Source organism: Lentilactobacillus kefiri (assembly GCF_009739535.1).
Lineage (GTDB): Bacteria > Bacillota > Bacilli > Lactobacillales > Lactobacillaceae > Lentilactobacillus > Lentilactobacillus kefiri.
This window is the reverse complement of record NZ_CP029971.1, coordinates 2,267,452-2,290,677: the sequence shown is the minus strand read 5'-3', so window position 1 is coordinate 2,290,677 and position 23,226 is coordinate 2,267,452. Positions and strand designations below refer to the sequence as shown.

At 41.9% G+C, this 23,226-nt stretch carries 21 protein-coding genes; 18 read left to right on the top strand and 3 right to left on the bottom strand.

The features are described 5' to 3' along the window. Window positions 1-247: 247 nt before the first annotated feature. From DNL43_RS10955 to smpB, 6 genes are all read left to right on the top strand, one after another. Window positions 248-1,627, top strand: a complete 1,380-nt coding sequence (locus tag DNL43_RS10955) for an LPXTG cell wall anchor domain-containing protein (protein ID WP_162551336.1) — start codon at window positions 248-250, stop codon at window positions 1,625-1,627. A 34-nt stretch (window positions 1,628-1,661) separates the two neighbouring features. Beyond that, window positions 1,662-3,200 (top strand): ClC family H(+)/Cl(-) exchange transporter, encoded by a 1,539-nt coding sequence (locus tag DNL43_RS10950; RefSeq protein WP_056981732.1) that lies wholly within the window; start codon window positions 1,662-1,664, stop codon window positions 3,198-3,200. A gap of 84 nt (window positions 3,201-3,284) precedes the next feature. Further along, window positions 3,285-3,521, top strand: coding sequence for a preprotein translocase subunit SecG (gene secG, locus DNL43_RS10945; protein WP_013728113.1), 237 nt, complete (start codon window positions 3,285-3,287; stop codon window positions 3,519-3,521). Between the two features lie 74 nt (window positions 3,522-3,595). Further along, a complete protein-coding gene (locus tag DNL43_RS10940) occupies window positions 3,596-4,342 on the top strand; it encodes an alpha/beta hydrolase (RefSeq protein ID WP_056981775.1) in 747 nt (248 codons plus the stop codon). 15 nt (window positions 4,343-4,357) lie between these two features. Further along, window positions 4,358-6,700, top strand: coding sequence for a ribonuclease R (rnr, locus tag DNL43_RS10935; protein WP_056981734.1), 2,343 nt, complete (start codon window positions 4,358-4,360; stop codon window positions 6,698-6,700). Between the two features lie 20 nt (window positions 6,701-6,720). Continuing rightward, window positions 6,721-7,194, top strand: a complete 474-nt coding sequence (gene smpB / locus DNL43_RS10930) for an SsrA-binding protein SmpB (RefSeq protein WP_054769528.1) — start codon at window positions 6,721-6,723, stop codon at window positions 7,192-7,194. A 62-nt stretch (window positions 7,195-7,256) separates the two neighbouring features. Here the strand turns inward: smpB and DNL43_RS10925 are convergent, their stop codons facing one another. After that, complete coding sequence (locus DNL43_RS10925; RefSeq protein WP_054769527.1) at window positions 7,257-7,817, bottom strand: LURP-one-related/scramblase family protein; 561 nt, start codon at window positions 7,815-7,817, stop codon at window positions 7,257-7,259. Between the two features lie 109 nt (window positions 7,818-7,926). Between DNL43_RS10925 and DNL43_RS10920 the strand changes: the two genes are divergently transcribed. From DNL43_RS10920 to DNL43_RS10905, 4 genes are all read left to right on the top strand, one after another. Continuing rightward, entirely contained in the window at window positions 7,927-8,619 is a 693-nt protein-coding gene (locus tag DNL43_RS10920) for a uracil-DNA glycosylase (RefSeq protein ID WP_056981736.1), read from the top strand. 29 nt (window positions 8,620-8,648) lie between these two features. Continuing rightward, window positions 8,649-9,623: a phosphate acetyltransferase gene (gene pta / locus DNL43_RS10915; protein WP_095344865.1), complete on the top strand. Its 975-nt coding sequence runs from the start codon at window positions 8,649-8,651 to the stop codon at window positions 9,621-9,623. Between the two features lie 121 nt (window positions 9,624-9,744). Beyond that, window positions 9,745-10,176, top strand: a complete 432-nt coding sequence (tsaE, locus tag DNL43_RS10910; RefSeq protein ID WP_054769531.1) for a tRNA (adenosine(37)-N6)-threonylcarbamoyltransferase complex ATPase subunit type 1 TsaE — start codon at window positions 9,745-9,747, stop codon at window positions 10,174-10,176. Between the two features lie 21 nt (window positions 10,177-10,197). After that, window positions 10,198-10,701 carry a GNAT family N-acetyltransferase gene (locus DNL43_RS10905; protein WP_056981740.1) on the top strand — a complete coding sequence of 168 codons (504 nt, stop codon included), beginning with the start codon at window positions 10,198-10,200 and terminating at the stop codon, window positions 10,699-10,701. A gap of 31 nt (window positions 10,702-10,732) precedes the next feature. On the opposite strand, the gene DNL43_RS10900 is transcribed toward DNL43_RS10905, so the two are convergent. After that, window positions 10,733-11,266 (bottom strand): 3'-5' exonuclease, encoded by a 534-nt coding sequence (locus DNL43_RS10900; protein ID WP_056981742.1) that lies wholly within the window; start codon window positions 11,264-11,266, stop codon window positions 10,733-10,735. 141 nt (window positions 11,267-11,407) lie between these two features. Here DNL43_RS10900 and murB point away from each other — a divergent pair, with 141 nt between their 5' ends. From murB to DNL43_RS10885, 3 genes are read left to right on the top strand one after another with little or no spacing between them, the layout of a single operon-like run. Beyond that, window positions 11,408-12,319, top strand: a complete 912-nt coding sequence (gene murB, locus DNL43_RS10895; RefSeq protein WP_280542790.1) for a UDP-N-acetylmuramate dehydrogenase — start codon at window positions 11,408-11,410, stop codon at window positions 12,317-12,319. Window positions 12,320-12,332: 13 nt separating this feature from the next. Next, on the top strand, window positions 12,333-14,474 hold the full coding sequence (locus DNL43_RS10890; protein WP_056981746.1) for a cation:proton antiporter: 2,142 nt from the start codon (window positions 12,333-12,335) through the stop codon (window positions 14,472-14,474). 11 nt (window positions 14,475-14,485) lie between these two features. Further along, window positions 14,486-15,238 (top strand): tyrosine-protein phosphatase, encoded by a 753-nt coding sequence (locus DNL43_RS10885; RefSeq protein ID WP_056981748.1) that lies wholly within the window; start codon window positions 14,486-14,488, stop codon window positions 15,236-15,238. A gap of 57 nt (window positions 15,239-15,295) precedes the next feature. Here DNL43_RS10885 and DNL43_RS10880 read toward each other — a convergent pair whose 3' ends face one another. After that, on the bottom strand, window positions 15,296-15,946 hold the full coding sequence (locus tag DNL43_RS10880) for a DUF1361 domain-containing protein (protein ID WP_179286802.1): 651 nt from the start codon (window positions 15,944-15,946) through the stop codon (window positions 15,296-15,298). Window positions 15,947-16,123: 177 nt separating this feature from the next. Between DNL43_RS10880 and cdaA the strand changes: the two genes are divergently transcribed. The 5 genes from cdaA to DNL43_RS10855 all read left to right on the top strand — a co-directional run bounded on the left by cdaA (window position 16,124) and on the right by DNL43_RS10855 (window position 23,150). Then, window positions 16,124-16,966 (top strand): diadenylate cyclase CdaA, encoded by an 843-nt coding sequence (gene cdaA / locus DNL43_RS10875; RefSeq protein ID WP_056981750.1) that lies wholly within the window; start codon window positions 16,124-16,126, stop codon window positions 16,964-16,966. A 2-nt stretch (window positions 16,967-16,968) separates the two neighbouring features. After that, the gene (locus tag DNL43_RS10870; RefSeq protein ID WP_056981753.1) at window positions 16,969-17,934 is read left to right on the top strand and encodes a CdaR family protein; all 966 of its coding nucleotides are present in this window, start codon (window positions 16,969-16,971) and stop codon (window positions 17,932-17,934) included. A 50-nt stretch (window positions 17,935-17,984) separates the two neighbouring features. Further along, window positions 17,985-19,334, top strand: a complete 1,350-nt coding sequence (glmM, locus tag DNL43_RS10865; protein ID WP_054769526.1) for a phosphoglucosamine mutase — start codon at window positions 17,985-17,987, stop codon at window positions 19,332-19,334. Between the two features lie 252 nt (window positions 19,335-19,586). Further along, window positions 19,587-21,404, top strand: coding sequence for a glutamine--fructose-6-phosphate transaminase (isomerizing) (gene glmS, locus DNL43_RS10860; protein WP_054769525.1), 1,818 nt, complete (start codon window positions 19,587-19,589; stop codon window positions 21,402-21,404). A 267-nt stretch (window positions 21,405-21,671) separates the two neighbouring features. Next, entirely contained in the window at window positions 21,672-23,150 is a 1,479-nt protein-coding gene (locus DNL43_RS10855) for a glycoside hydrolase family 73 protein (RefSeq protein WP_056981755.1), read from the top strand. The last annotated feature ends 76 nt before the right edge of the window (window positions 23,151-23,226 follow it).

Sequence of the window (23,226 nt, the reverse complement as noted above, 5' to 3'; positions counted from 1 at the left end):
AAATATTGATGGTTACAAGCTTTTAAATCCTCACACCACAGAAGGGAAAATATCTTCCACGGAGCAGACGATTAAGCTAGTTTACACAAGGAGTGATACACCTCAAGAATCCCACGAACTAAAAAACATCGTTACCGTTGAATCGGCGGTTACAAATAATCCAGCACCAGAGAAAAAGGTTGAACACACCGAAGAATCTCCTGCAACGCAGGCAGTGTCAACTCCTGAAAGTCAAACTCAAGTTGAGTTGCCAAAAGCCAGTCCACTGAAGAACAACTCGACGTTAGAACCGCACAATGATGTGAAGCTGTTACCAGTACCACCTGTGGAAGCTGTTGAGACTGAAAAGAAGGATCAACCCCAGTCGGTTAAACCAGTGAAGACTGAAAATCAGAATCAGGATGTTTCAAAGAAACAAAGGACGCAAGACACCCAAAACATGCAAAACGCATCCAGCTCAGCGACTAAGTCCGTTGATGACGGCAAATCGTCCACTGAACAGGCAAAACAGGCTCCTAAATCAGTTCCAGCCGTTTCTCCAAAGACAGACGGAAAGACCGAATCAAAGACGACTGCAAATGAAGCCAAGCACACTGAAGCTGCAAAAGAATCCAGTGTCGAAGCAAAAGCAGATCCCAAAGGTCTTTCAAGTGAAACCAAAGATGGCGGAGACAAGCCAACCACAACTAAAGAAGACACTGATCAGACAGCGCCTGCAGAGAAAACTGAGACCCCAAAAGAGGTCCCAAACAATGAAGGTGTCGCTCCAGCTGAGAAAGATTTACCTGCAGCTGCTCAAGACGATGCACAAATGACAACGAATGAAGCCAAACAGCCGACTAAAGCGGGCCTTGTGAAAATTCCTCAAGTGGACAAAAAGGCTGTTGATGAGGATCCATTTCTTAAATCAATTTCAGATAAAGGGTCAGTCAGCGAGGAAAAGGTGGCCGTTGATAAATCCAAGAAACGATCAATTCGAAAAGAGATTTCTTCAACTGAACAATACCGTCTTCGTGGCATTGATGCACATAGCAAGGAACTTTTTAACAAAACGGTGGATTTGACTAAGGAAGATGCAGCCGATTTTCCAGCTAAGAACGTGGAATTCTATGGCTATGATTTAGTCGATTCTGAATATAATAAAGAAGCCAAAACGTTCATATTGCATTATCAAGCTAAAAAAGTGACGTTCCATATTATCAATACTGACGAAGAGGGGAAAACATTGTCTAAAGAAACTCTCCAGATGGAATTTGGCGATCAGAAATCCTACACACCGAAAATTATTTCAGGTTACCAGGTAAACGATTCCTCAAAAGTCTTGAAAGCTGACAATCTGTTACCGGATGACGTTACCTTCATATATTCCAAATTATCAGATAAGCGGCAAACAAATGAAACGCATGCCAAGACTCGTGATAAAGCTCGTAGCAAAGCGTCTGAAGATGATCATCAACATACGCTGGCCGAGAAAGGGGATGTCTCTGATGAGCATTCCAGTGATTCTGACGAGTCGAATGAAAAGCTACCCCAAACCGGCGAATCTCATTCATTTCTTGGTTCCTTAAGCGGTTTGGCTCTTCTATTTGGTCTAATCGGTAAAAAACTTTTTAAACGAGACATTTGATTATGATATGATGGATATCAGAAATAATTAGAGGATGATCGAATTGCAGGTACGAGGAAGTTACAGGCTGTCTCAAATTAAAACAATTGTAAATGGTATTATCATTGGTGTTCTTGCAGGTTCTGCGGTATCAATGTTTCGTTGGTCAATTGGCCACATGACGAATATTATGCAGTATCTTTACGTTAATTCTATTCACCATTTACATTTTTTATTTATGGCAATTGTGATCAACGTTATTATTGGCTTGATCGTCGGCTGGTTTTTAAAACAGCAGCCGGATATTAAAGGATCCGGTATTCCACAAGTTGAAGGTCAACTGTTGGATGAGGTGAACTATGGCTGGTGGCCGGTTCTTTGGCGAAAGTTTATCGGTGGCATTCTGGCAATCGGTAGTGGCCTTTATCTTGGCCGGGAAGGGCCCTCTATTCAATTGGGATCTACCTTGGGTCAGGGAGTTGCCCATTTTACCAAGCAGGTTGGATTTGACCGTCAGGTATTGATTTCCAGTGGTGCGGCTGCCGGCTTGAGCGCTGCATTTAACGCGCCAATCGCCAGTACACTGTTTGTACTTGAAGAAATTTATCACAATTTTTCAACAAACATCTGGATCGTTTCATTAACTTCAGCCGTCACTTCGGATATGGTTGCAGCATATGTATTTGGTTTAAAGCCGGTTCTCTATATGAGAAGCGAGCCGTTACCACTTAAGTATTTCATTTGGGTAATTGTACTTGGAATTGCCTTGGGTGTCTTGGGTCGACTTTATCAAATGGTCATCCTGCGCATGGGTAAATGGTATTCCCACACCAAGATTCCATGGTACTTTAACGGGATTATTCCATTACTGCTTGTGATTCCTCTTGGGGCATTTTTCCCACAGCTGTTGGGTGGGGGCAGTAAAATCATTCTTCAGTTGAGTTCCGCAAATTATCCAACCCTGATTCTCTGTTTGTACTTTATTATTCGATTTGTTTTTTCAATGATTTCATACGGTAGCGGGTTGCCCGGTGGGATTTTCCTGCCAATTCTTTGTTTAGGCGGTCTGATTGGCGCAATTGTCGGTAGCATTGCCGTTAATCTCGGCTTGATGAGTCCATTTTATTTCTCAAGCTTTATCATTATGGGGATGGCCGGTTATTTTGCCGCAATTAGTAAGGCACCCTTTACGGCGATTCTGCTTATCACAGAGATGGTTGGAACACTCTCGCATCTCCTTGGTCTGGCAGTTGTCTCATTAATCGCATACGGCGTCTTAGACATGTTAAACGGCAAGCCGGTGTACTACTCCATGCTTCAGCAGTTGTTAAAGGTCCAAACCAAGATGAATATGGGTCGAACCGCCGAAATTATGGAGACGGTTTATGCCGGATCCGATATGGACGGCAAAAAAGTTAGCCAAATTCATTGGCCAAACCGTGCGCTGCTGACAAAAATTCAGCGGAACGGCGTTGAAATTGTTCCAGCCGGGAATACTTTGATTCGCTGGGGAGACACGCTTTTTATTAACGTCTCAACTAAAAACCAGCGTCAAATTACCCAACAAATTATTTCCTTAACAACAGAAACTTAATTCCAAAAGGTAGCGTATTTTGGTATAATGTGTTAGTTTAGTAAGAGTAGTATTAAGCCGATTCAACGGTAGGAGGCTATCAACGTGTACAACTTTTTGTTAACATTATTACTGATCGACTGTGTATTAATCACAATTGCAGTATTAATGCAACCATCAAAGACTAATGACGCCATGTCTGCCTTAACTGGTGGGGCCGATGACTTGTTTGCAAAGCAGAAGCCACGTGGCTTTGAAGCATTCATGCAAAAAACTACACTTGTTTTAGGGATTATTTTCTTTCTCTTAGCACTTGCATTAGTTTGGATATCATCTCATTAGTATTCAATCCTCCTGTTTAAATGCAGGAGGATTTTTATTATAATTGAACATGTGGATGCGAAAGGATGGGTGCTATGCAAACACCAGTCAAATCTTTTTATTTCGAACACGGGCCAAAGGCAGTCATATTATTGCACGCTTTTGCCAGTGGTCCCGTTGACGTCCGAATGTTGGCAAGATATTTGGAACGTCAGAACTACACAGTTTATGCACCGATGTTTATGGGGCATGGAACTTCGGATTTCAGCGACATTTTAATCCAGGGGACACCCGAACGTTGGTGGAATGATGCTCAAAGGGCGGTTCAATTTCTGAAGGACAAGGGCTATACTCAAACAAGTATCTTTGGGATTTCACTTGGTGGAATTTTCGCTGCCAAAACGTTGGAGAATGATCCTTCGCTGGTTGGTGGCGGATCATTCGGATCACCAATTGTCCGAAAAAGGCAATTTAGTGTTCACAACACCTTCATGCAGATGGCCAAAGCCAATTTCGTCCAGTATCAAACAAATGAAGCCATTATGAATTCAAAACTCAAATGGCTTGATGAAAACATTGATACGCTTCTGGGCAAAATTGCCGACTTCACTGTTGGAGTTGCGCAAGATCTGCCAAAGATTTACCAGCCATATTTTATTGGCCAGGGATTAAATGACGAAATTGTTAATCCGGAAAGTGCCAAGTCATTACGTGACGGCCTGGTTAACAGCCAAGTCAGTTACCATGAATACCCAAATGCCAGTCATATGATTACTGTTAACACTGCTCATAAGCAATTAGAGGCTGACTTAAACCAATTTCTAACACAACTTTATGAATAATAAGAGGAATATAGATTGCAAGATAATGATTTGAAAAATCAAATAGAAAACGTTCTCCGAACATATCCGGACAACGTATTTACTGTCGAAAAAATTGCTGACGTTTTACGCTCACACGGTTCTGCCGCTTTTAAGCTGATTGTTCAAGAATTAGCTTCTTTGGAACGCGATAAAGTCGCTGTTGTTACGCAGGATGGTAAGTTTCAGTTGAATCCTGACAAGCAAAAGCTCTCAGGCATTTTCCACGCCAATGATAAGGGCTTTGGATTCGTTGCATACGATGAAACTGCCCCTGATGCGTACATTGCTCCGGACAATACGATGAATGCCTTGAACGGTGATACGGTTGAAATGGAAATTGTTCGACCCGCTCAACCAGGTTCTGATCGTGGTCCAGAAGGTAAAGTAACCGCCATTGCCGAGCACAAGTATACTCGGGTTGTTGGCCCATTTGAAAAGAGCGATGACGATAAGGGCTACATTGGCCAATTGACTTTAAACGATAAAAAAATTGCCAAATACAAGTTTTATATTAATGATGTTGGTTTAAAACCAACTCCTGGAGAAGTCATCACTGCTCAAATTACTGAGTATCCAGATTCCAAGCATCCTGATTATATGGTTGGAATTGCCGATGAGGTCATTGGATCAGTTGATGATCCCGGCATTGATATTTTGCAGATTGTGTATGCTCATGATATTCCAGCCGAATTTCCTGAGGATGTTATTCAAGCTGCCGATGCCATTCCCGACCATGTAACCGAAGCCGAAAAAGTTGGTCGTGAAGATATCACGGATCAAGACTTGGTTACGATTGATGGTGAATCATCAAAGGATTTGGACGATGCTGTTACTGCATGGAAACTGCCTAATGGCAACTATCATTTAGGGGTTCATATTGCCGATGTCAGCCATTACGTTCAACCGGGAAGTGCCATTGATAAAGAAGCATTCCGCCGTGGAACTTCAGTTTATTTGACTGACCGGGTTATTCCAATGCTGCCAAGGAGACTTTCCAACGGAATCTGTTCATTAAACGAAGGCCAACTCCGTCTTTGCATGAGCTGTGAAATGGAAATTGACCAGTCTGGTAATATTATCAAGCATCGAATCCATCCAAGTTTGATGAGATCAACTGCTCGGATGACTTATACAGCTGTTAATAATATTTTGGAGTCCCATGATGAAAAGACAATGGAACGATACAAAAAACTCGTTCCAATGTTTGAAACGATGGGTGAACTTCATAAAATTTTGTACAAACATCGTAAAGCACGTGGTGCCATTGACTTTGATGATAATGAAGCAGAAATTATCGTTGATGAAAAGGGCCACCCAATTGACATTAAGCTTCGTGTCCGTGGAACTGCTGAACGAATGATTGAATCATTCATGTTGGCTGCCAATGAAACGGTTGCCAAGCATTATTATGAAAAACACGTGCCATTTATTTACCGTGTCCATGAAACTCCTGATGCCGACCGGATTCGAACATTCTTCGAAACGTTGACGGCATTTGGCATTAATGTCAAAGGTGATCCTGAGCACATTACGCCTAAGACTTTACAAAATGTTTTAAAGAAGGTTGTTGGTAAACCAGAAGAAATGATGGTTTCTGTGATGTTGCTGCGTAGTTTGAAGCAGGCCCGCTATGCTGACCAGGAATTAGGTCACTTTGGTTTGGCTGCACCATACTACACCCACTTCACATCACCAATTCGTCGTTATCCGGATACGATGGTTCACCGTTTGATTCATTACTATAAAGATAATGGCATCAATGACGAAACCAAGAAACGTTATGCAAATGTCCTTGATGAAATTGCAACCACAACTTCACAATATGAACGACGGGCTGTCGATGCTGAACGGGATACTGATTCAATGAAGAAAGCCGAATACATGAACGACCACTTGGGTGAAGAATTCGATGGGGTTGTCAGTTCTGTTATGAAGTTTGGCTTGTTTATCGAATTACCTAATACGGTTGAGGGCTTGGTTCACATTAGTCGAATGAACGACGACTACTATCAGTATGTTGAACAATTTATGGCCTTGGTTGGGCGGAACACTCGACGGACGTATAAAATGGGACAGGCAATCAGAGTTAAGGTTGTCAACGTTGACGTTAAGCAGAGTGCTGTTGACTTTGACATTGTTGATCCTGAAAAGACACCTGTCAGCAACATGCTTCCAAAACGGACTTACCACAATAATTATCATGGCAATAATGATCGACATGGTAATTCCAACGGTAATTCTCATTCCAATCACTCGAATCATTCCAATAACCGTAATCGGAACAATAATTCCCACGGTAATGGTAATAATGGACATCGCAACCATAATAAGCATTAAAATGTAAGTGAGGTGATTTGATGGCCAAAAGGAAAAATCGGCATAATAATGATAATTTGATGGCGCAAAATAAAAAAGCCCGTCATGATTATTCGATTTCTGATACTTACGAAGCCGGCATTGTTTTGACCGGAACTGAGATTAAATCAATTCGTGCCCGTCGAATCAACCTAAAAGATGGATTTGTCCAGATACGAAATGATGAAGCTTATATGATGAATGTGCATATCAGTGAATATGCGCAGGGAAATCAGTTTAATCATGATCCGCTGCGTAATCGGAAATTGCTGCTTCATAAAAAGCAGATTCGTAAGTTGGCTCAAATTACTCAGGATAAAGGAGTCACAATTGTTCCTTTGAAAGTTTATCTCAAAAATGGCTTTGCCAAAGTTTTGATTGGGGTAGCAACTGGTAAACATGAGTACGATAAGCGAGAAACCATCAAGCGGCGTGACCAGAAGCGTCAAATCGAACGAGTTATGAAACATTATTAAAGCAAGTAAACTAAAAGCGATGAAGCGATTGGCATGATGCCAATTCGTTTCATCGCTTATTTTCATTTATTGTGGACAGTTTGAATATTTTCTCCTTCAAGTTTGGCCTTAACTGGCGCTTTTTCCAAAACACCGAGTTTTAGTCGGGATGCGTGGGCTAATGAAGGGTGGTTCAAGATGGCGGCAATCGCCAAGACCAAAGGTTCGTGGTTGGTACTGTCAACATCCATGATCCGAATGACCTGATCGGATTGGCTGTAAGATTTGATCGTTGCAATCCGGTTTCGGCCGTGCATAATCCGGTAGGTCTGTTTTTCCTGATTTCCGGTTACCAGCCAATTAATGCCATTTATGAAGATGGTGGTGTAATGTAACGTGAAGTGGACAACCGAACTTCCCACAAATTGATCCAAATAGTAAAGGTCAAATTTGGGGGTCATTCCAAGCGACTGTTGCCGAACAGTGGCCACGACTTCCCCGGAAATGGCGTAAATTGAAAAAGTGTCGGAAATTAGGCCCCATTTCCCAACAATTAAATACTTTGTGTCTCGATATTGATCGGTTACTTTACTCGAACGGGTATGATCCAATTCGGATAAGTTCAACTGTAATTTTCGACTCATAAACGCATTTCCTTTACTTGTATTGATTACATTTTAACACGTTCCCAAATTATTTACTCTGGTGTTATTTTAAAAATGATATGGTAGAATAAAACGTGAGGTGTTAGGAATGAAACCGTTTATAAAAAATGACTGGTGGGATGTTTTAAAACCCGAATTTGAAAAAACTTACTATCAGCAGCTGCGTCAATTTTTAATATCAGAATATAAAACTCAATACATTCATCCTGATATGAATCATATTTTTGAAGCGTTTCAGCTGACGCCTTTCAGCAAGGTGAAAGTTGTGATTTTGGGTCAGGATCCATATCACGAACCTCACCAAGCTCAGGGGTTAAGCTTTTCAGTGATGCCGGGCGTTCAGATTCCACCGTCACTACAGAACATTTATAAGGAGCTTCAGTCTGACCTCGGTATTAAGCCGGTTGCTCACGGTGACTTGGAAAGCTGGGCAAAGCAGGGCGTCCTGCTTTTGAATTCAGTGCTGACCGTTAGAAATGGTCAGGCTTTCTCCCACAAGGGAAAAGGCTGGGAACAGTTAACGGATGCCGCAATTCAAAAACTTTCTGCTCGTGAAAAACCGGTCGTCTTTATTCTGTGGGGAAGAGCTGCCAGAAATAAGATTTCATTAATCGATACCAAAACCAATGTGGTGATTCAGTCCGCACATCCAAGCCCATTGTCTGCGCATCGTGGATTCTTTGGCTCAAAGCCATTTTCCAAGACTAACGAAGCGTTGGCAGCAATGGGTGAAGAACCGATTAATTGGCAGTTACCAGAAAAGGTATCGCAAACATCTTAGGATGATTTTGTAGAATTGGAGGATTTATCATGGAATTATTTGAAAGTCTGAAGCAAAAGATCAAGGGTAAGAATATCAGTATCGTTTTCCCAGAAGGTGATGACGTCCGAATCCTTGGCGCAGCAAGTCGTTTGGCCAAGGATGGCCTGGTTAACCCAATTATTTTGGGTGCCAAGGAAACTGTTGAAAAAGTTGCTAAAGATGCTGACATTGATTTGAGTAATCTTGAAATTATTGATTATCTCAACCAACCAGCCGATCAAATTGATGAAATGGTGTCTGCAATTGTTGAACGCCGTAAGGGTAAAACCGACGAAGCCAAGGCCCGTCAGTGGTTAAAGGATCCTAACTACTTTGGAACCACGCTGGTATACATGAATAAAATCAACGGAATGGTTTCCGGAGCCAATCATCCAACCGGCGATACGGTTCGACCTGCTTTACAAATTATTAAAACAAAGCCCGGTGTTAAATTAATCAGTGGTGCATTCATTATGCAAAAGGGTGATGAGCGTTACTTATTTGCAGACTGTGCAATTAACCTTGACCCAGATGCAAATGCCCTTGCCGAAATTGCTGTTGAAAGTGGTAAGGTTGCCAAGACCTTTGATATCGATCCTAAAGTTGCTTTACTAAGCTTCTCAACCAAAGGCTCTGCAAAGGGTGACATGGTCACCAAAGTTCAAGAAGCAACCAAGTTAGCTCAAGAACAAGCCCCAGACATGGCAATTGATGGTGAGATGCAGTTTGATGCAGCCTTTGTGCCAACCGTTGCTGAGAAAAAGGCACCAGGTTCAAAAGTTGCCGGTAAAGCAACTGTCTTCGTATTCCCAGAATTACAATCAGGAAACATTGGCTATAAGATTGCCCAAAGATTCGGTGGCTTTGAAGCCATTGGACCTATTTTACAAGGGTTAAACAAACCAGTTTCAGATCTGTCACGAGGCAGTAACGAAGAAGACGTTTATAAAGTGGCTATCATCACAGCTGCTCAAGCATTATAATAGTGATAAATAAACAGGATAGGATTGTGACGGAGACTCTTTCTGGTCACAATCCTTCCTTTTTGAATGAGGTGATTTAAGCGTGTCAAATACAATAAAGGTTGAATCAGCAGAACAAACCATGGCAATCGGTGAGAAGTTGGCGCCATATTTACAGCCACAAGATTTGATCTTACTCGACGGTGATCTGGGTGCCGGTAAAACCACGTTTACTAAAGGATTAGCAAAGGGATTGGGCATTACCAAGCCTATCAAGAGCCCAACCTTTACAATTATTCGTGAATACCAAGACGGTCGAATCCCGTTGTATCACATGGATGTTTACCGTTTGGAAGAAGGCGGCGGAGATGACTTGGGCCTTGAAGAATATTTCAATGGTGACGGCGTCAATGTCGTTGAATGGTCAAAGTTTGTCGCCGATGAGCTGCCCGATAAATATTTGAGAATCATTTTTCGACGGGACGATTCCCAGGGAGATAACGTCAGAACCCTGACCTTTGAAGCAAAGGGCGATCGATTCGAAAAAATGATCACTGACATTCTTGGTAAATAAAGATAGGAAGCGAGTCCCGATTTGGCAGAAGAAATCAACTTTCGATTAGCTGAGCCCAAAGATGGCCAGGCAATTCTCGACCTTCTTAAAGTGCTGCAAAACGAGTCTGATACATTCCTCGTGGATTCTGATCTTGATGAGATCACTGGAAAAGACGAAGCCCAGCAAATTAATTTCATTAATCACTCGCTGACGAATTTAATCGCCGTTGCGGAATATAAGACAGAGTTGATCGGCATTGTGACGGTCGACAATCTCAAGGCAGACGTTGGCGAAGTTGGGGTCGCCGTTCTTGCCGGCTATCAAGGTTATTCAATTGGAACCACCTTGATGGAACTGGCAATTGATTGGGGAACCGATTTTAGTTCCTTGGATAAGCTGGTATTGACCGTTTTTACCGAAAACAAGCCGGCAATTCATATCTATCACAAAGTGGGTTTTCATGATACGGGTAAATTGCTGCAGGATGGCCGTGAAGTGATCACGATGGAAAAGTTAATCTCAAATAAATCGAAAAAAGATTGAAAATTGGGGAATTCCCAGTTTTCAATCTTTTTTAAATGGCTTTTACAAAACTTGTCAGCATGTCACTGCCAAACTGTTGTTGTTCGGTTAATAATATATTGGCACAGGCAACACTATCATCTAATGCGTTATGGTGATGTTCCAAAACAATATTTAATTTATCACAAAGGGTATTCAATTTATGATTTTCCAAATTGGGATAAAATTGCTTCGAAGTTCTTAATGTATCCAACGTTAAATAATGTGGTGGCGTGACTTGATAACGTTCCAAAGTGCGTTTTAAAACACTGTTATCAAAAGAAGCATTGTGGGCAATCACCAGTTTATTGGCAGTAAAAAGAGGGGCAATATGCTGCCAAACCTCTGGAAATGTTGGGGAATCTGCGACGTCACGTTCATGTATCCCATGGACGTTGATATTTCGCCAGCTGAACGGCATTTCCGGATTGATTAATGAATAAAATTCATGTGTAATTTGATTATCTCGAACAATGGCCAACGCAATTGAACAGGCACTGGCTCTCTTTGCATTTGCGGTTTCAAAATCCATCGCAACAAAATTCATAATTTTCACCTCAAGTTAATCACATTGTACAAAGAACCTTCAAAAAACGCAACCAGACTGCATTCGGTTCTCATCATACATTCATGGGGATTTTCGTGTTAAACTTATAATATATGTTTTGAAATAGAGGAATTGAAAATGATGCAATCAAAAACCATTGTAAATTTGTACCCTGAAATCGATATTTTATTGGATGAACCATTGTCCAAATACACCCATACTTTAACTGGCGGACCAGCCGACATATTGGCGTTTCCCAAGTCAATTAAAGAATGTCAGGACTTGTTGGATTACGCAAACGACCATTCATTACCTGTCACGGTTGTTGGGAACGCCAGTAATTTAATCGTCAAAGATGGCGGTATTCGCGGCTTAACCATGATCTTAACCAAGATGAACAAGATTACGTCCCATGAGAACCTGGTCGTTGCCGATGCCGGTGCCGCTTTGATTGATGTCACCAAAGCTGCCCAGGCAAATTCACTGACCGGAGTCGAATTTGCTGCCGGAATTCCTGGAAGTGTTGGGGGAGCCGTTTATATGAACGCCGGTGCTTATGGTGGTGAAATTGAAAATGTTGTTGTCGGCGCCGAAGTTTTAACACCGGACAATCACATTATTCATTTGGATCATGAGCAGTTGGACTTTGGCTATCGTCACTGCAGTGTTCAGGAAAATCATCAAATTGTGATTTCGGCTACTTTTTCACTGGAAACCGGAATTGCTGAAAAAATTCAAAAACAAATGGATCATTTAAATGCGTTACGGGCATCGAAACAGCCACTTGATCTGCCATCTTGCGGAAGCGTCTTTAAGCGTCCAAAAGGCTATTTTGCCGGAAAGTTGATTCATGATTCCGGATTACAGGGATTTCAGATTGGCGGTGCTCAAGTATCGTTAAAACATGCCGGGTTTATCGTCAATGTTGATGGTGCAACGGCAACTGATTATTTAAAAGTCATTGCTCACGTCCAACAGACTGTTTTCAATAAATTTGGCGTTCATTTGGAGACCGAAGTCAGAATCATTGGTGAAGACCCCAAATCAAATTAGGAGTTGGTAATGCGTGCACATCCTTGAAGCTGTCATTTTACTGATGACATTGGTTGTTTTTTCCAATGTTGTCGATCACTTTGTTCCATCTGTTCCAGTCAGTTTGATTCAAGTCGTCTTGGGGCTTGGAGCTGCTTTGATTATGAACGTTACCATCCCCTTGGAAACCGACTGGTTCTTACTGTTATTTATCGCGCCATTGCTTTTTAACGATGGGCGCAGGTTCCCGAAAAAGGAGCTTTGGAAGCTTCGGGGTCCCATTTTGGCCAATGCAATTGTATTGGTCTTTTTGACGACGATCCTTGGTGGACTGCTTTTTCACTTATTGATTCCAACAATGCCGTTTTCTGTCAGCTTTGCGTTGGCAGCCATCCTGTCGCCAACCGATCCGGTTGCCGTTCAATCAATTTCTAAAAGAGCCAAGCTTCCCGAAGGAATTTTGCACATTGTCAGTGGTGAAAGCTTAATTAACGATGCCAGTGGCCTGATTGCCTTTAAATATGCAATTGCGGCTACTGTCACCGGTGTTTTTTCAATCAAGACGGCGGCAATTGATTTCGTTTATATCAGTATTATGGGATTCATTTCCGGTTTAATTGTCATGGGGCTCATTTTACTGATGGAAAATTGGCTGTACCGTCAGGGGATTAACGATGTGATCTTTAGTACGGTATTGCAGGTGACAACCCCATTTGTTGTTTACCTTGTGACCGAGGAATTTCTACATGCTTCCGGCGTTATTGCCGTTGTGACAGCCGGAATTATTTTTCACTTTTACGGAACTGCGCCAGATCGCAGTCAACCCGAGTTAAAACTGGTCAGTGAGAAAACTTGGGATATCATTATTTATACCCTTAACGGAATTGTGTTTCTGATTCTTGGAATCGAACTTCCGTTGGCCACCACCAATGTCATTCAAAATAACCGGATTAATACTTTCAGTGCCCTTGGGATTTCATTTGTGGCCTGGTTTATTCTGCTGGCGATCCGTGTCATTTGGATTTATGGGTACCAAGCTTTTACGAGTATTCGGTCCCAGAAAATCGAGTCACTCAAAACCAAAGAAATGCCGACCTTTAAGGCGGCACTTCTCGCTGGTCTCTCTGGTGTTCGAGGGGCGGTAACCATGGCCGGAGTGCTTTCAATTCCAATGGCCGTTGAAAATGGTCTGCCATTTCCGTCCAGATCACTGGCATTGTTCGTGGCCGCGGGGGTTATCATTATTTCCCTGGTGGTTGCCACGGTGATGCTGCCGTTGATTTCTGAAGATAAAGCACCTTTGTTAACCCGTGCCAATTCGACGGATGGACCTGATGAACTGGATGCCGACGGCCTTGACGATGAGGATGAAGAAGACGATGAAGAGACAAAATATATTTCAGAGGATGAAGCCCGAGTGTACATTATGAAGCTGGCCGTTCAGCGAATTGAAGAGGAACGTCGGCCAAATAATCAAAAAGAAGCTTTTGATCTGATTTTGGATTATCAATTTTTAATCCGTCGGCTTGAACTTAAGCTTCAGGACAAAAAAGAAATGGATTCAATTATCTCTGATGAGCTGGCGCTTCGAAGAGTGGCTTTACGTGGTGAACGGGCTGCCGTTCAAAAATTATACGACGATCAGAAGATTTCCAAACAGGCATATTTGATTGCCACAGCCAAGCTGCAGCGTTTGGAGAATCGGATGATTCATTCAATCGGTCATAAAATTAAGCTTGGCCATGGGACTGCCCGCAATTTTGTAAAGCTGCGAAATCGAATTTCATTGTGGCTCATTCGTCATAACACTGATGAAGATATATCGGATGAACTGGCGTTGATTCAACGTGAGCAGGCCAAAGCTGCAATCTCAGCGTTGTCGGATTACTTTGCCCGGGATGATATTGACAATCAGCGATTTGACAGCCAGTCTGTCTACCATTTGATTGTCCATTACCGTAACCAGATCGAGTTAGCTAAGGTTCATTCCAAAAAGCAAACTAAAAATCAGGCGATGAACTATCAAAGCTTGAGAATCAAAGCTTTGGCGGCTGAACGTGAAGGCGTGCAGGTTTTACTGGAGCAGGGTAACATTGATTGGTCAATGGCAGCCCATCTCCGACAATATATTAACTATTCTGAAACAGTTTTGATTATGGATTACCAAAACCAGTAGGGGGAATATTGATGAATGACAAAGGACTTATCAATTTTAGAGATATTGGTGGACTGAAGGTTCCAACCGGGGTGTTGCGTCCGGACTACTTTTATCGAAGCGGCCAGATTTCCGGCATTACGCCAGAGCAATCGGAATTTTTGCAAAATGACTGTCGGATAAGGGACGTTTACGACTTTCGAAGTACCGACGAAGTCGAACAGGCGCCGGATACTGATCTTGTACATGCCAAATATTATCATATCGATATCTTGTCTGATAAAACATCCAATGGTGCCAGTTTGGGCGCAATGATCACCGATGGCAGTCAGGTTCGCCAGAATATGCTTAAAACCTATGAATCGATTGTTTTGAGTGAATCTGCCCGAAAAGGTTACCATGACTTTATGATGGGGTTACTAAGTGATAATGCCCCAATTTTATTTCATTGTTTTGCGGGTAAAGATCGCACCGGGTTTGCGGCTGCGGTCATTCTCAGAGGTGCCGGTGCCGATGATCAGCAAATTATGGATGATTATATGCTCACTAATAAGCTGCGTGTTCAGGCCAATAAGGACATCCTGAATCGATTCAAGAGTGAAATGAATCAGCAACAGCTTGATAATCTGCACACTGCTTTAATGGTGGATAGCGATTATTTGAAGCACGCTCAAGATGTTTTACTGGATCACTTTGGGACGTTTGATCATTATCTGCAGAATGGCCTGGATCTGCCAAGCGACTATATTGCGCAATTTAGAAATAAATTTGTGGTCAAATCATAAATTTGGCAAACGAAAAGGGATGCAACCTGTCAGTAGTGACGGTTCACATCCCTTTTATTACTTTCTTGGATTCTGAATTAATTTAAGTGTGTAGTAAAATACTAACTGGACGATTGTTAACAGCACAATGAACACAACTGCCGGACGACTCCACATATTCATTAACGGCCGAATAAACAACTCCGGCGTTAGGAATAGGTAAACGGTGTGAATTCGTAAAAAGCGGCCAATAAAGATTCCAATTGACGTCAAGATTGTCAGGCCAACGACGACGGTGTGCTTGATCAAAATGTGTTTGGCATGAATTCTCGCGGTGATTGCGTTGGCAACTGTATCCAATCCCCATAATCCCAGTAGCGTCGAAAACAGTGTTGAAATTAACAGTAACGCGAATTTGAACCACATGACATCATCTAATCTAAGCAATCCATTGATGCCATAAGGATTTAACAACGATAAGTGGAACAAATCCGTTAACAAATAGGGTGTGTTTGGATAAAACAACAGCCAGATGATGATTATCACCCAGAAAAGCAGGCCGTTTTTCGGCTTGCCCACATCAATGTGGAAGCTGAGCTCAATTGGGATATACGCCAAAAATGTATTGAGCACTAAAAAGTTAAACGGGGGCGTTTTTAAATATAAATACAATCCTGCCATCCAGATAAGAAATAATCCCCGGACAAGCCATTTATTTTTCGTATTCACCTCAAACCCCCCTCACACTTTAATTAAACTATTTTTTGACGGTAAATACCATTAATAATTTAGAGTTCAAGACATTTTTAATGATTTATTTAAACATCACCGGAATTTTCAATCGATTATCAGTTTCATACGGTAGAATGATATAATATTTTTGAAAACTAATTAAGGGAGAGCGCAATGAATTGGTCTAATATTTTTACGTTACATAATTTTACGAGCCTGATTGATATTTTTGCAGTCTGGTTCCTAATATATAATTTGCTTTTAATTGTTCGTGATACCAAAGCCGTCCAGCTTTTGCGCGGAATTGTTCTGATTTTAATTGTTAAAATTATCAGTGCATACACTGGGCTCTCGACCTTGTCGTGGATAATGGACCAGGTGATCAATTGGGGAGTTATCGGTCTGATTGTTATTTTTCAGCCTGAAATTCGTCGAGGCTTGGAACACCTTGGCCGCGGATCCCTTTTTGTGAAGGGCCGAAAGGAAAACGAAAACGCCCAAAAAATGATTACCGCGTTGGACAGAGCCATTCAGTACATGTCCAAGCGGCGAATTGGGGCGTTGATTACCATGCAGATGAATACCGGTTTGGAAGAATATATTGAAACCGGTATTGATTTGGACGCTGATGTCAGTGGGGAACTGCTCATCAACATTTTTATTCCAAACACACCACTGCATGATGGTGCCGTCATTATTAAAAATAATCGGATCGCCGCAGCGGCTGCCTATTTACCGCTGTCACAGAGTAACCTGATTCCAAAGGAACTTGGGACCCGACACCGGGCCGCCGTCGGAATTTCCGAATTGACCGATGCCATGACCGTTGTCATTTCAGAAGAAACCGGGGAAGTTTCAATTACTCAAAATAATGAGTTGCTCCGTGGGATGACCCGTGATGACTACTTGAAGTATTTCAAGAATCAGTTGATTACGCCTGAGGATGAACAAACTCACAAAACGCTTCTTAATACAGTCTCCAGCTTTATTGACAAGCATTTTAAAGGAGGCCGGTAATTATGAAACAATGGCTCTTTAAAAATTGGGCGTACCGGCTGCTGTCATTATTCTTCGCTATTTTACTGTTTATGTATGTCGGCAGTACGCGAACCAGCACTACTAACAGTCAGTCCGGAAGCAATAATTCGACTTCATTAACATCCAATCGCTCGCAAACATTTTCTGTTCCGCTTTCCTTAACGGTCAACAGCAATAAATACTTTGTTACCGGGTACCCGCAAAAAGTCAAAGTTCATTTGGCTGGCCCGTCAGCTTTGGTTACCACGACTGCCAATACCCAGAATTTTAAAGCTTATGCGGACCTTTCCAAGTTGGGAGTCGGACGGCATACCGTTCGGATTCAACAAGAAGGGTTAAATAATGATTTGAGATATCGCTTCGAACCGGCTACAATAAAAGTTGATATTCAGCCACGAGAAACCGTGACCTATCCATTGAAAGTCAAATACTCACAAAGAAACATTGCCTCGGGATACCAGGCAGGCGATGCGAATGCGGACGTGAAGAACGTCAAGATTACCGGTGCTTCGGATCAGATTAATCGAATTAAGTCTGTCGTTGCCCAGTTAAATGTTCCTCAAAATGCCAAATCGTCAATTTCAAGTCAGGCAATCATTGAGGCTCTTGATGCCAAGCAGAATACGGTTAATGTTGTAATCACACCAGCCACCGCTGATGTGACGCTCCCAATCACGCCGGGAAACAGCAAAGAGTTGCCTATTAAGCTGGAACCTAAGGGAATTACCGATGATAACGAAAGCTTCACTTTAACATCGGATACCAAGCGGGTTAGAGTATTTGGAACCAAATCGGAATTGGATAAGCTGAGTTCGGTTAAGGTTGAAGTTGACACCAGTGATGTCACTAAAACCAAGACTAAGAGCGTCATGCTCGATTCCAAGTTGAATAGTGTTAAAGGTTTTGATCCAGAAAAAATTGTGGTTAAAATCACCAGAAATAATTAGTAAATGGCTAGTAAAAAATAATATGGAAACTGAAATGAGGAATTTTTAAAATGAAGTATTTTGGTACTGATGGCGTCCGTGGAATTGCGAATAAGGAGCTTACCCCTGAATTAGCATTTAAGTGTGGTCGAGCAGGCGGATACGTTCTGACTCATCACTCTGAGAGAAAGCAGCCGCAGGTCTTAGTTGCTCGAGATACCCGAATTTCTGGTCAAATGCTTGAAGAAGCTTTGATCGCCGGATTATTGTCAGTTGGAATTGAAGTTTTGAACTTGGGTGTTGTGACGACTCCAGGAGTTGCCTACTTGGTCCGAAACCAGGATGCCGACGCCGGAGTTATGATTACTGCTTCTCACAACCCAGTTGAATATAATGGTATCAAATTCTTTGGTGCTGACGGTTATAAATTATCCGACGAGTTGGAAGAAGAAATTGAAGGAATTCTTGAAAGATCCGAAGATATTCTTCCTCGTCCTGCAGCTGAAGGATTGGGTGTTGCCGGCGACTATCTTGAAGGTAGCCAAAAGTACATTCACTTCCTTGAACAAACCATTTCCGAAGATCTTTCCGGAATGAAGGTTTGCGTTGATGCCGCTAATGGCTCAACCAGCAAATTAGTCACAAGTTTGTACGCTGATTTGGGAATTGAATTTGAAACCTTGGCAACCAATCCGGATGGCCTTAATATCAACGACCATGTTGGATCAACCCATCCTGAACAACTTCAAAAATTTGTGTTGGATAAGGGCGTTCAGGCCGGAATTGCGTTTGATGGTGATGGTGACCGTTGTATCGCAGTTGACGAAAACGGTAAATTAGTTGATGGTGATGCCATCATGTACATCTGTGGGAAATACATGGCTGAACGTGGCCGTTTAAAGAAAAACACCATTGTGACGACTGTTATGAGTAACATGGGGATGTACAAAGCCATGGAAAGTGCCGGTATGACCAGTGTTAAAACCCAGGTTGGTGATCGTTACGTTGTTGAAAAGATGAACCAGGATGGTTACAACCTTGGTGGTGAGCAGTCCGGTCACATTATTTTCCTTGATTTCAATACTACCGGTGATGGGATGCTGACGAGTTTGCAGCTGTTATCAGTTATGAAATCCACTGGTAAGAAGCTGTCTGAATTGGCTGGCGAAATTACCAAGTACCCACAACGGCTTATCAACGTCAAAGTTGCCGATAAAAAGCACGCTTTGGAAAATGACAAAGTTCAAGACGCCATTCACCAGGTTGAAGAAGAAATGCACGGTGATGGTCGAGTATTGGTTCGCCCTAGTGGAACTGAACCTTTACTGCGGGTTATGACTGAAGCACCAACTCAAGATTTGGTCGACGAATACACTAAACGGATTGCCGACGTGGTTCAAGAGCAGCTTGGGATTGACTAAACTTTGATTGAATGACGGATTAAAATAGAAGATTGTTTTTTAAAAGAGTTGTAAGCAAAACGAAAGTTTTACGGCAACTTTTTTTATTTACCACAAATGGCGGTAAATAATTTAATATATTAATTTTTAAAGTTTGCTATACCATTTAATATCTTTTGTTGACATTTATGCCGAAGTTAGGTAGATTATACGTGTTATATAAAGTTGATTTTTTGTATATACCAATTTTAAAAACTTGAGGAGAATACTAAAATGTGTGGAATAGTTGGAGTGACTGGAAACGATAATGCTGTTTCAATTCTATTGGAAGGGCTTGAAAAACTTGAATACCGTGGCTACGATTCAGCTGGTATTTATGTTAACGATTTAAATGGCATTGATTATTTGGTTAAACGCAAGGGCCGCATTTCTGAACTTGAAGCTGCCGTTGGTCCAGAAGTTCACGGTTCTGTCGGAATTGGTCACACCCGCTGGGCAACCCACGGTGTTGTCAGTGTTGACAATGCCCATCCTCAATATTCAGAGGATCACCGTTTCTATCTTGTTCATAACGGTGTGATTGAAAACTATAAAGAATTAAAAGCTAAATATTTAAGCAACACAACTTTCACCAGCCAAACCGATACTGAAGTCGTCGTTCAATTGGTTGACCGGTTTGTTCAGACTGAAGGATTAACAACCAAGGAAGCCTTCTTGAAGACTTTGAGTTTGCTTGAAGGATCATCTTACGCCTTCCTGTTAATTGACAGTACGGACCCTGAAACTTTGTACGTTGCCAAAAACAAGAGCCCATTATTAATCGGTGTCGGTGACGGCTGCAACGTTGTCTGCTCAGATGCTTTGGCAATGTTGAACGTTACCCATGATTTTCTTGAATTGCACGATGGGGAAGTTGTGACTATCAAGCCAGATTCTGTTAATATCCAGGATCGTGACGGCAACAAAGTTGAACGTGATACTTTCCACGTTGACATGGATGCTCAAGAAACTGACAAGGGCCCTTATCCTTACTACATGCTCAAAGAAATTGACGAGCAGCCTAATGTTATGCGCAAGTTGGCTTCACTTTACACTGAAGAATCAGGCAAGCCAAATGTTGATGCTGAATTAATCAACGCAATGAAGCAGGCTGACCGTTTGTACATTGTTGGTGCCGGAACCAGCTACCATGCCGGCTTGGTTGGGAAGAAGTTGTTTGAAAAGTTGGCTCATGTCCCAACCGAAGTTCACATTGCTTCTGAATTTGCTTATGAAAATCCATTGCTGTCCAAGAAGCCATTCTTTATTTTCTTATCACAGAGTGGTGAGACTGCAGACAGCCGTGAGGTTTTGGTTAACGTGAATGCTCATAATTACGAAAGCTTAACGATTACAAACGTTGAGAATTCAACATTGTTCCGTGAAGCAACCTACACGATGCTCCTTCATGCGGGTCCTGAAATTTCCGTTGCTTCTACAAAAGCCTACACTGCCCAAATTGGTGTCGAAGCCATTTTAGCCAAGGCTTTGGGTGAAGCCAAGGAACAAACCATTGCCGAAGAATTTGATATTCGTCAACAATTGGGATTGGTTGCAACCGGTATGCAAGCCATCATTGATGAAAAAGATACGATTGATGATTTGGCCAAGAAGTACTTCGTTCCAGCTAACCGGGCATTTTATATTGGCCGTGGCATTGATCAAACTGTCTCACTGGAATCTGCCTTGAAGCTTAAAGAGATTTCTTATGTTCAAGCAGAAGGATTTGCATCAGGAGAATTGAAGCACGGAACCATTGCTTTGATCGAAGAGGGAACTCCGGTGATTGGCATTATCACGCAAAAGCGGACTGCCAACTTGACCCGAAGCAACCTTCAGGAAACCGAATCTCGTGGTGCGGCGACCTTCACGATTGTTCGTAAGGGCTTGGCTGAAAAGGATGATACCTTGGTCATTCCAGATGTTAACGAACTGATCACACCATTATTAAGTGTTGTTCCAGCTCAGTTGATTGCTTACTTTACCAGCTTGAACAAGGGCCTTGATGTTGATCGCCCTCGAAACTTGGCAAAGAGTGTCACTGTTGAATAATGTTCAAAACTAATTGAAATTGAATCTTTAAGGAGATAAGCAGAAATGCTTATCTCCTTTTATATTGAAATACCTGATTGTTCAAGAAACTATTTTTGGATTGTAGTTTCTTTTTTTGTTTTCAATCAAAAAATGATATATTATAAGAGTTGGTAAAGATATTAAGAAAGTTTAAAGGTTTTTGAACGAATATTTGGATGTTAGGGCTTCATTTTTAGTCAATTATCTAATATGATAGTGATGTGGCCTAAACGGAGGTGTGAATCATTGAATAAAATATTTAAGCATGGATTAACTGCTTTGCTTGTCACGGGGATGGGGGTTTTATTCACAACATTTTCTGCCCAAAGTACATACCAACAAGCTTATGCTTCCACAGCAAGCAGCTTTATAACGAAGTACAAGAGTGATGTTTCCAAAGCTTCAACCAAACACAATTTGTATGGGTCGGTTATGATGGCTCAAGCCGGATTGGAAAGTGGCTGGGGTCAAAGTGAGTTGACTACCGAAGCTAATAACTTCTTTGGTATTAAGGGTGCCTACAATGGTGCTTCTGTTTCGATGGCAACGACTGAATATAATAGTAATGGTCAAATGATCCATACGACTGCCAACTTTAAAAAGTATCCGACAGCTTATGCATCATTTGCGGATAACGGTTCAACGCTTAGAAACGGGACTAGTTGGAACCCAAAGTATTACTCCGGCTCATGGAAAGAAAATGCGGCAACTTATGAAGATGCTGCCAATGCTTTGACCGGCAAATACGCAACGGCTCCTAACTACGGTCAGTCATTGATCACGGTTATTCAAACATATAATTTGGATCAGGTATTTGGTGAAACCGGCAGCTCATCGTCCAGTTCATCATCTGCCCAGAGTTCGTCTTCAAGCGCATCGAGTGCTTCTAGTGCATCCAGCGCAACGACCGCAACTGCGACAGCAGCGCCAAAATTAGCAAAGGTTAAGTATTATAAAGCAAGTGGAAAAGATTTGGTTCCACTTTCAAGCAAGTACAAGAAATATTACGTATATAATCATGTGAAGGGTTCGACAACCTCACAAAAGCGTTATACTTGGTCTCAACTTGGTGTTAGAAACCGAGTTCAAGTATACTTGGACATGCGTGGGGTTAAATCCAACAGTTCAACGACTTGGTATCGGTTAAGGTTCTACAGTAGTTCCAAGGCTAAAAAGTTCTGGGTAAGTGCACCTGCATTGCAGTTTGCGACAACTTATTCCGGAACAGCCAGCGGTGCTTTAACCCCAAGCAAGAAGTCATCCGGCTATATTTATAATCATATTGTCGGTTCCAAGACGCTCTCAAAGCCGGTAAAGAAAGTTAAGACGCTTGCAGCTGCCAATAAAGGCTTTAATGTCAACAAAACCGCTTTGCAAAAGACATCCAAGGGGATCGTTCTTTGGTGCCGAATTGCTGACGGCAAGACAAAAGGTTGGATTAAAGGCTCAGATGTAGTATCATATCCTGGGTCGGTTGCAATTGTTAACCACAAAGAAACCAAGTCAATCTCGAAGAATGCCGGTTCAACTTATTTGTATGATCACGCCAATGCAACCGGCAATCTGCAAAAGCACTACAAGTTGAATCAACTTAATTTACGAGTCGGCACTAAGGTAACAGTTGATAAGATTGGTTATAAGATTAATGACCACTCACTCTGGTATCGAATCACCAAGCCAAATTCTTCGACCAAGTACTGGGTTTCAGGAACATTTCTATCTTAATTGAATATGAAACATCTAATATCATTATCTGAGGGATTTGATGTTAGTAATTGGAGGTTTTTGGAATTTTTAAGCA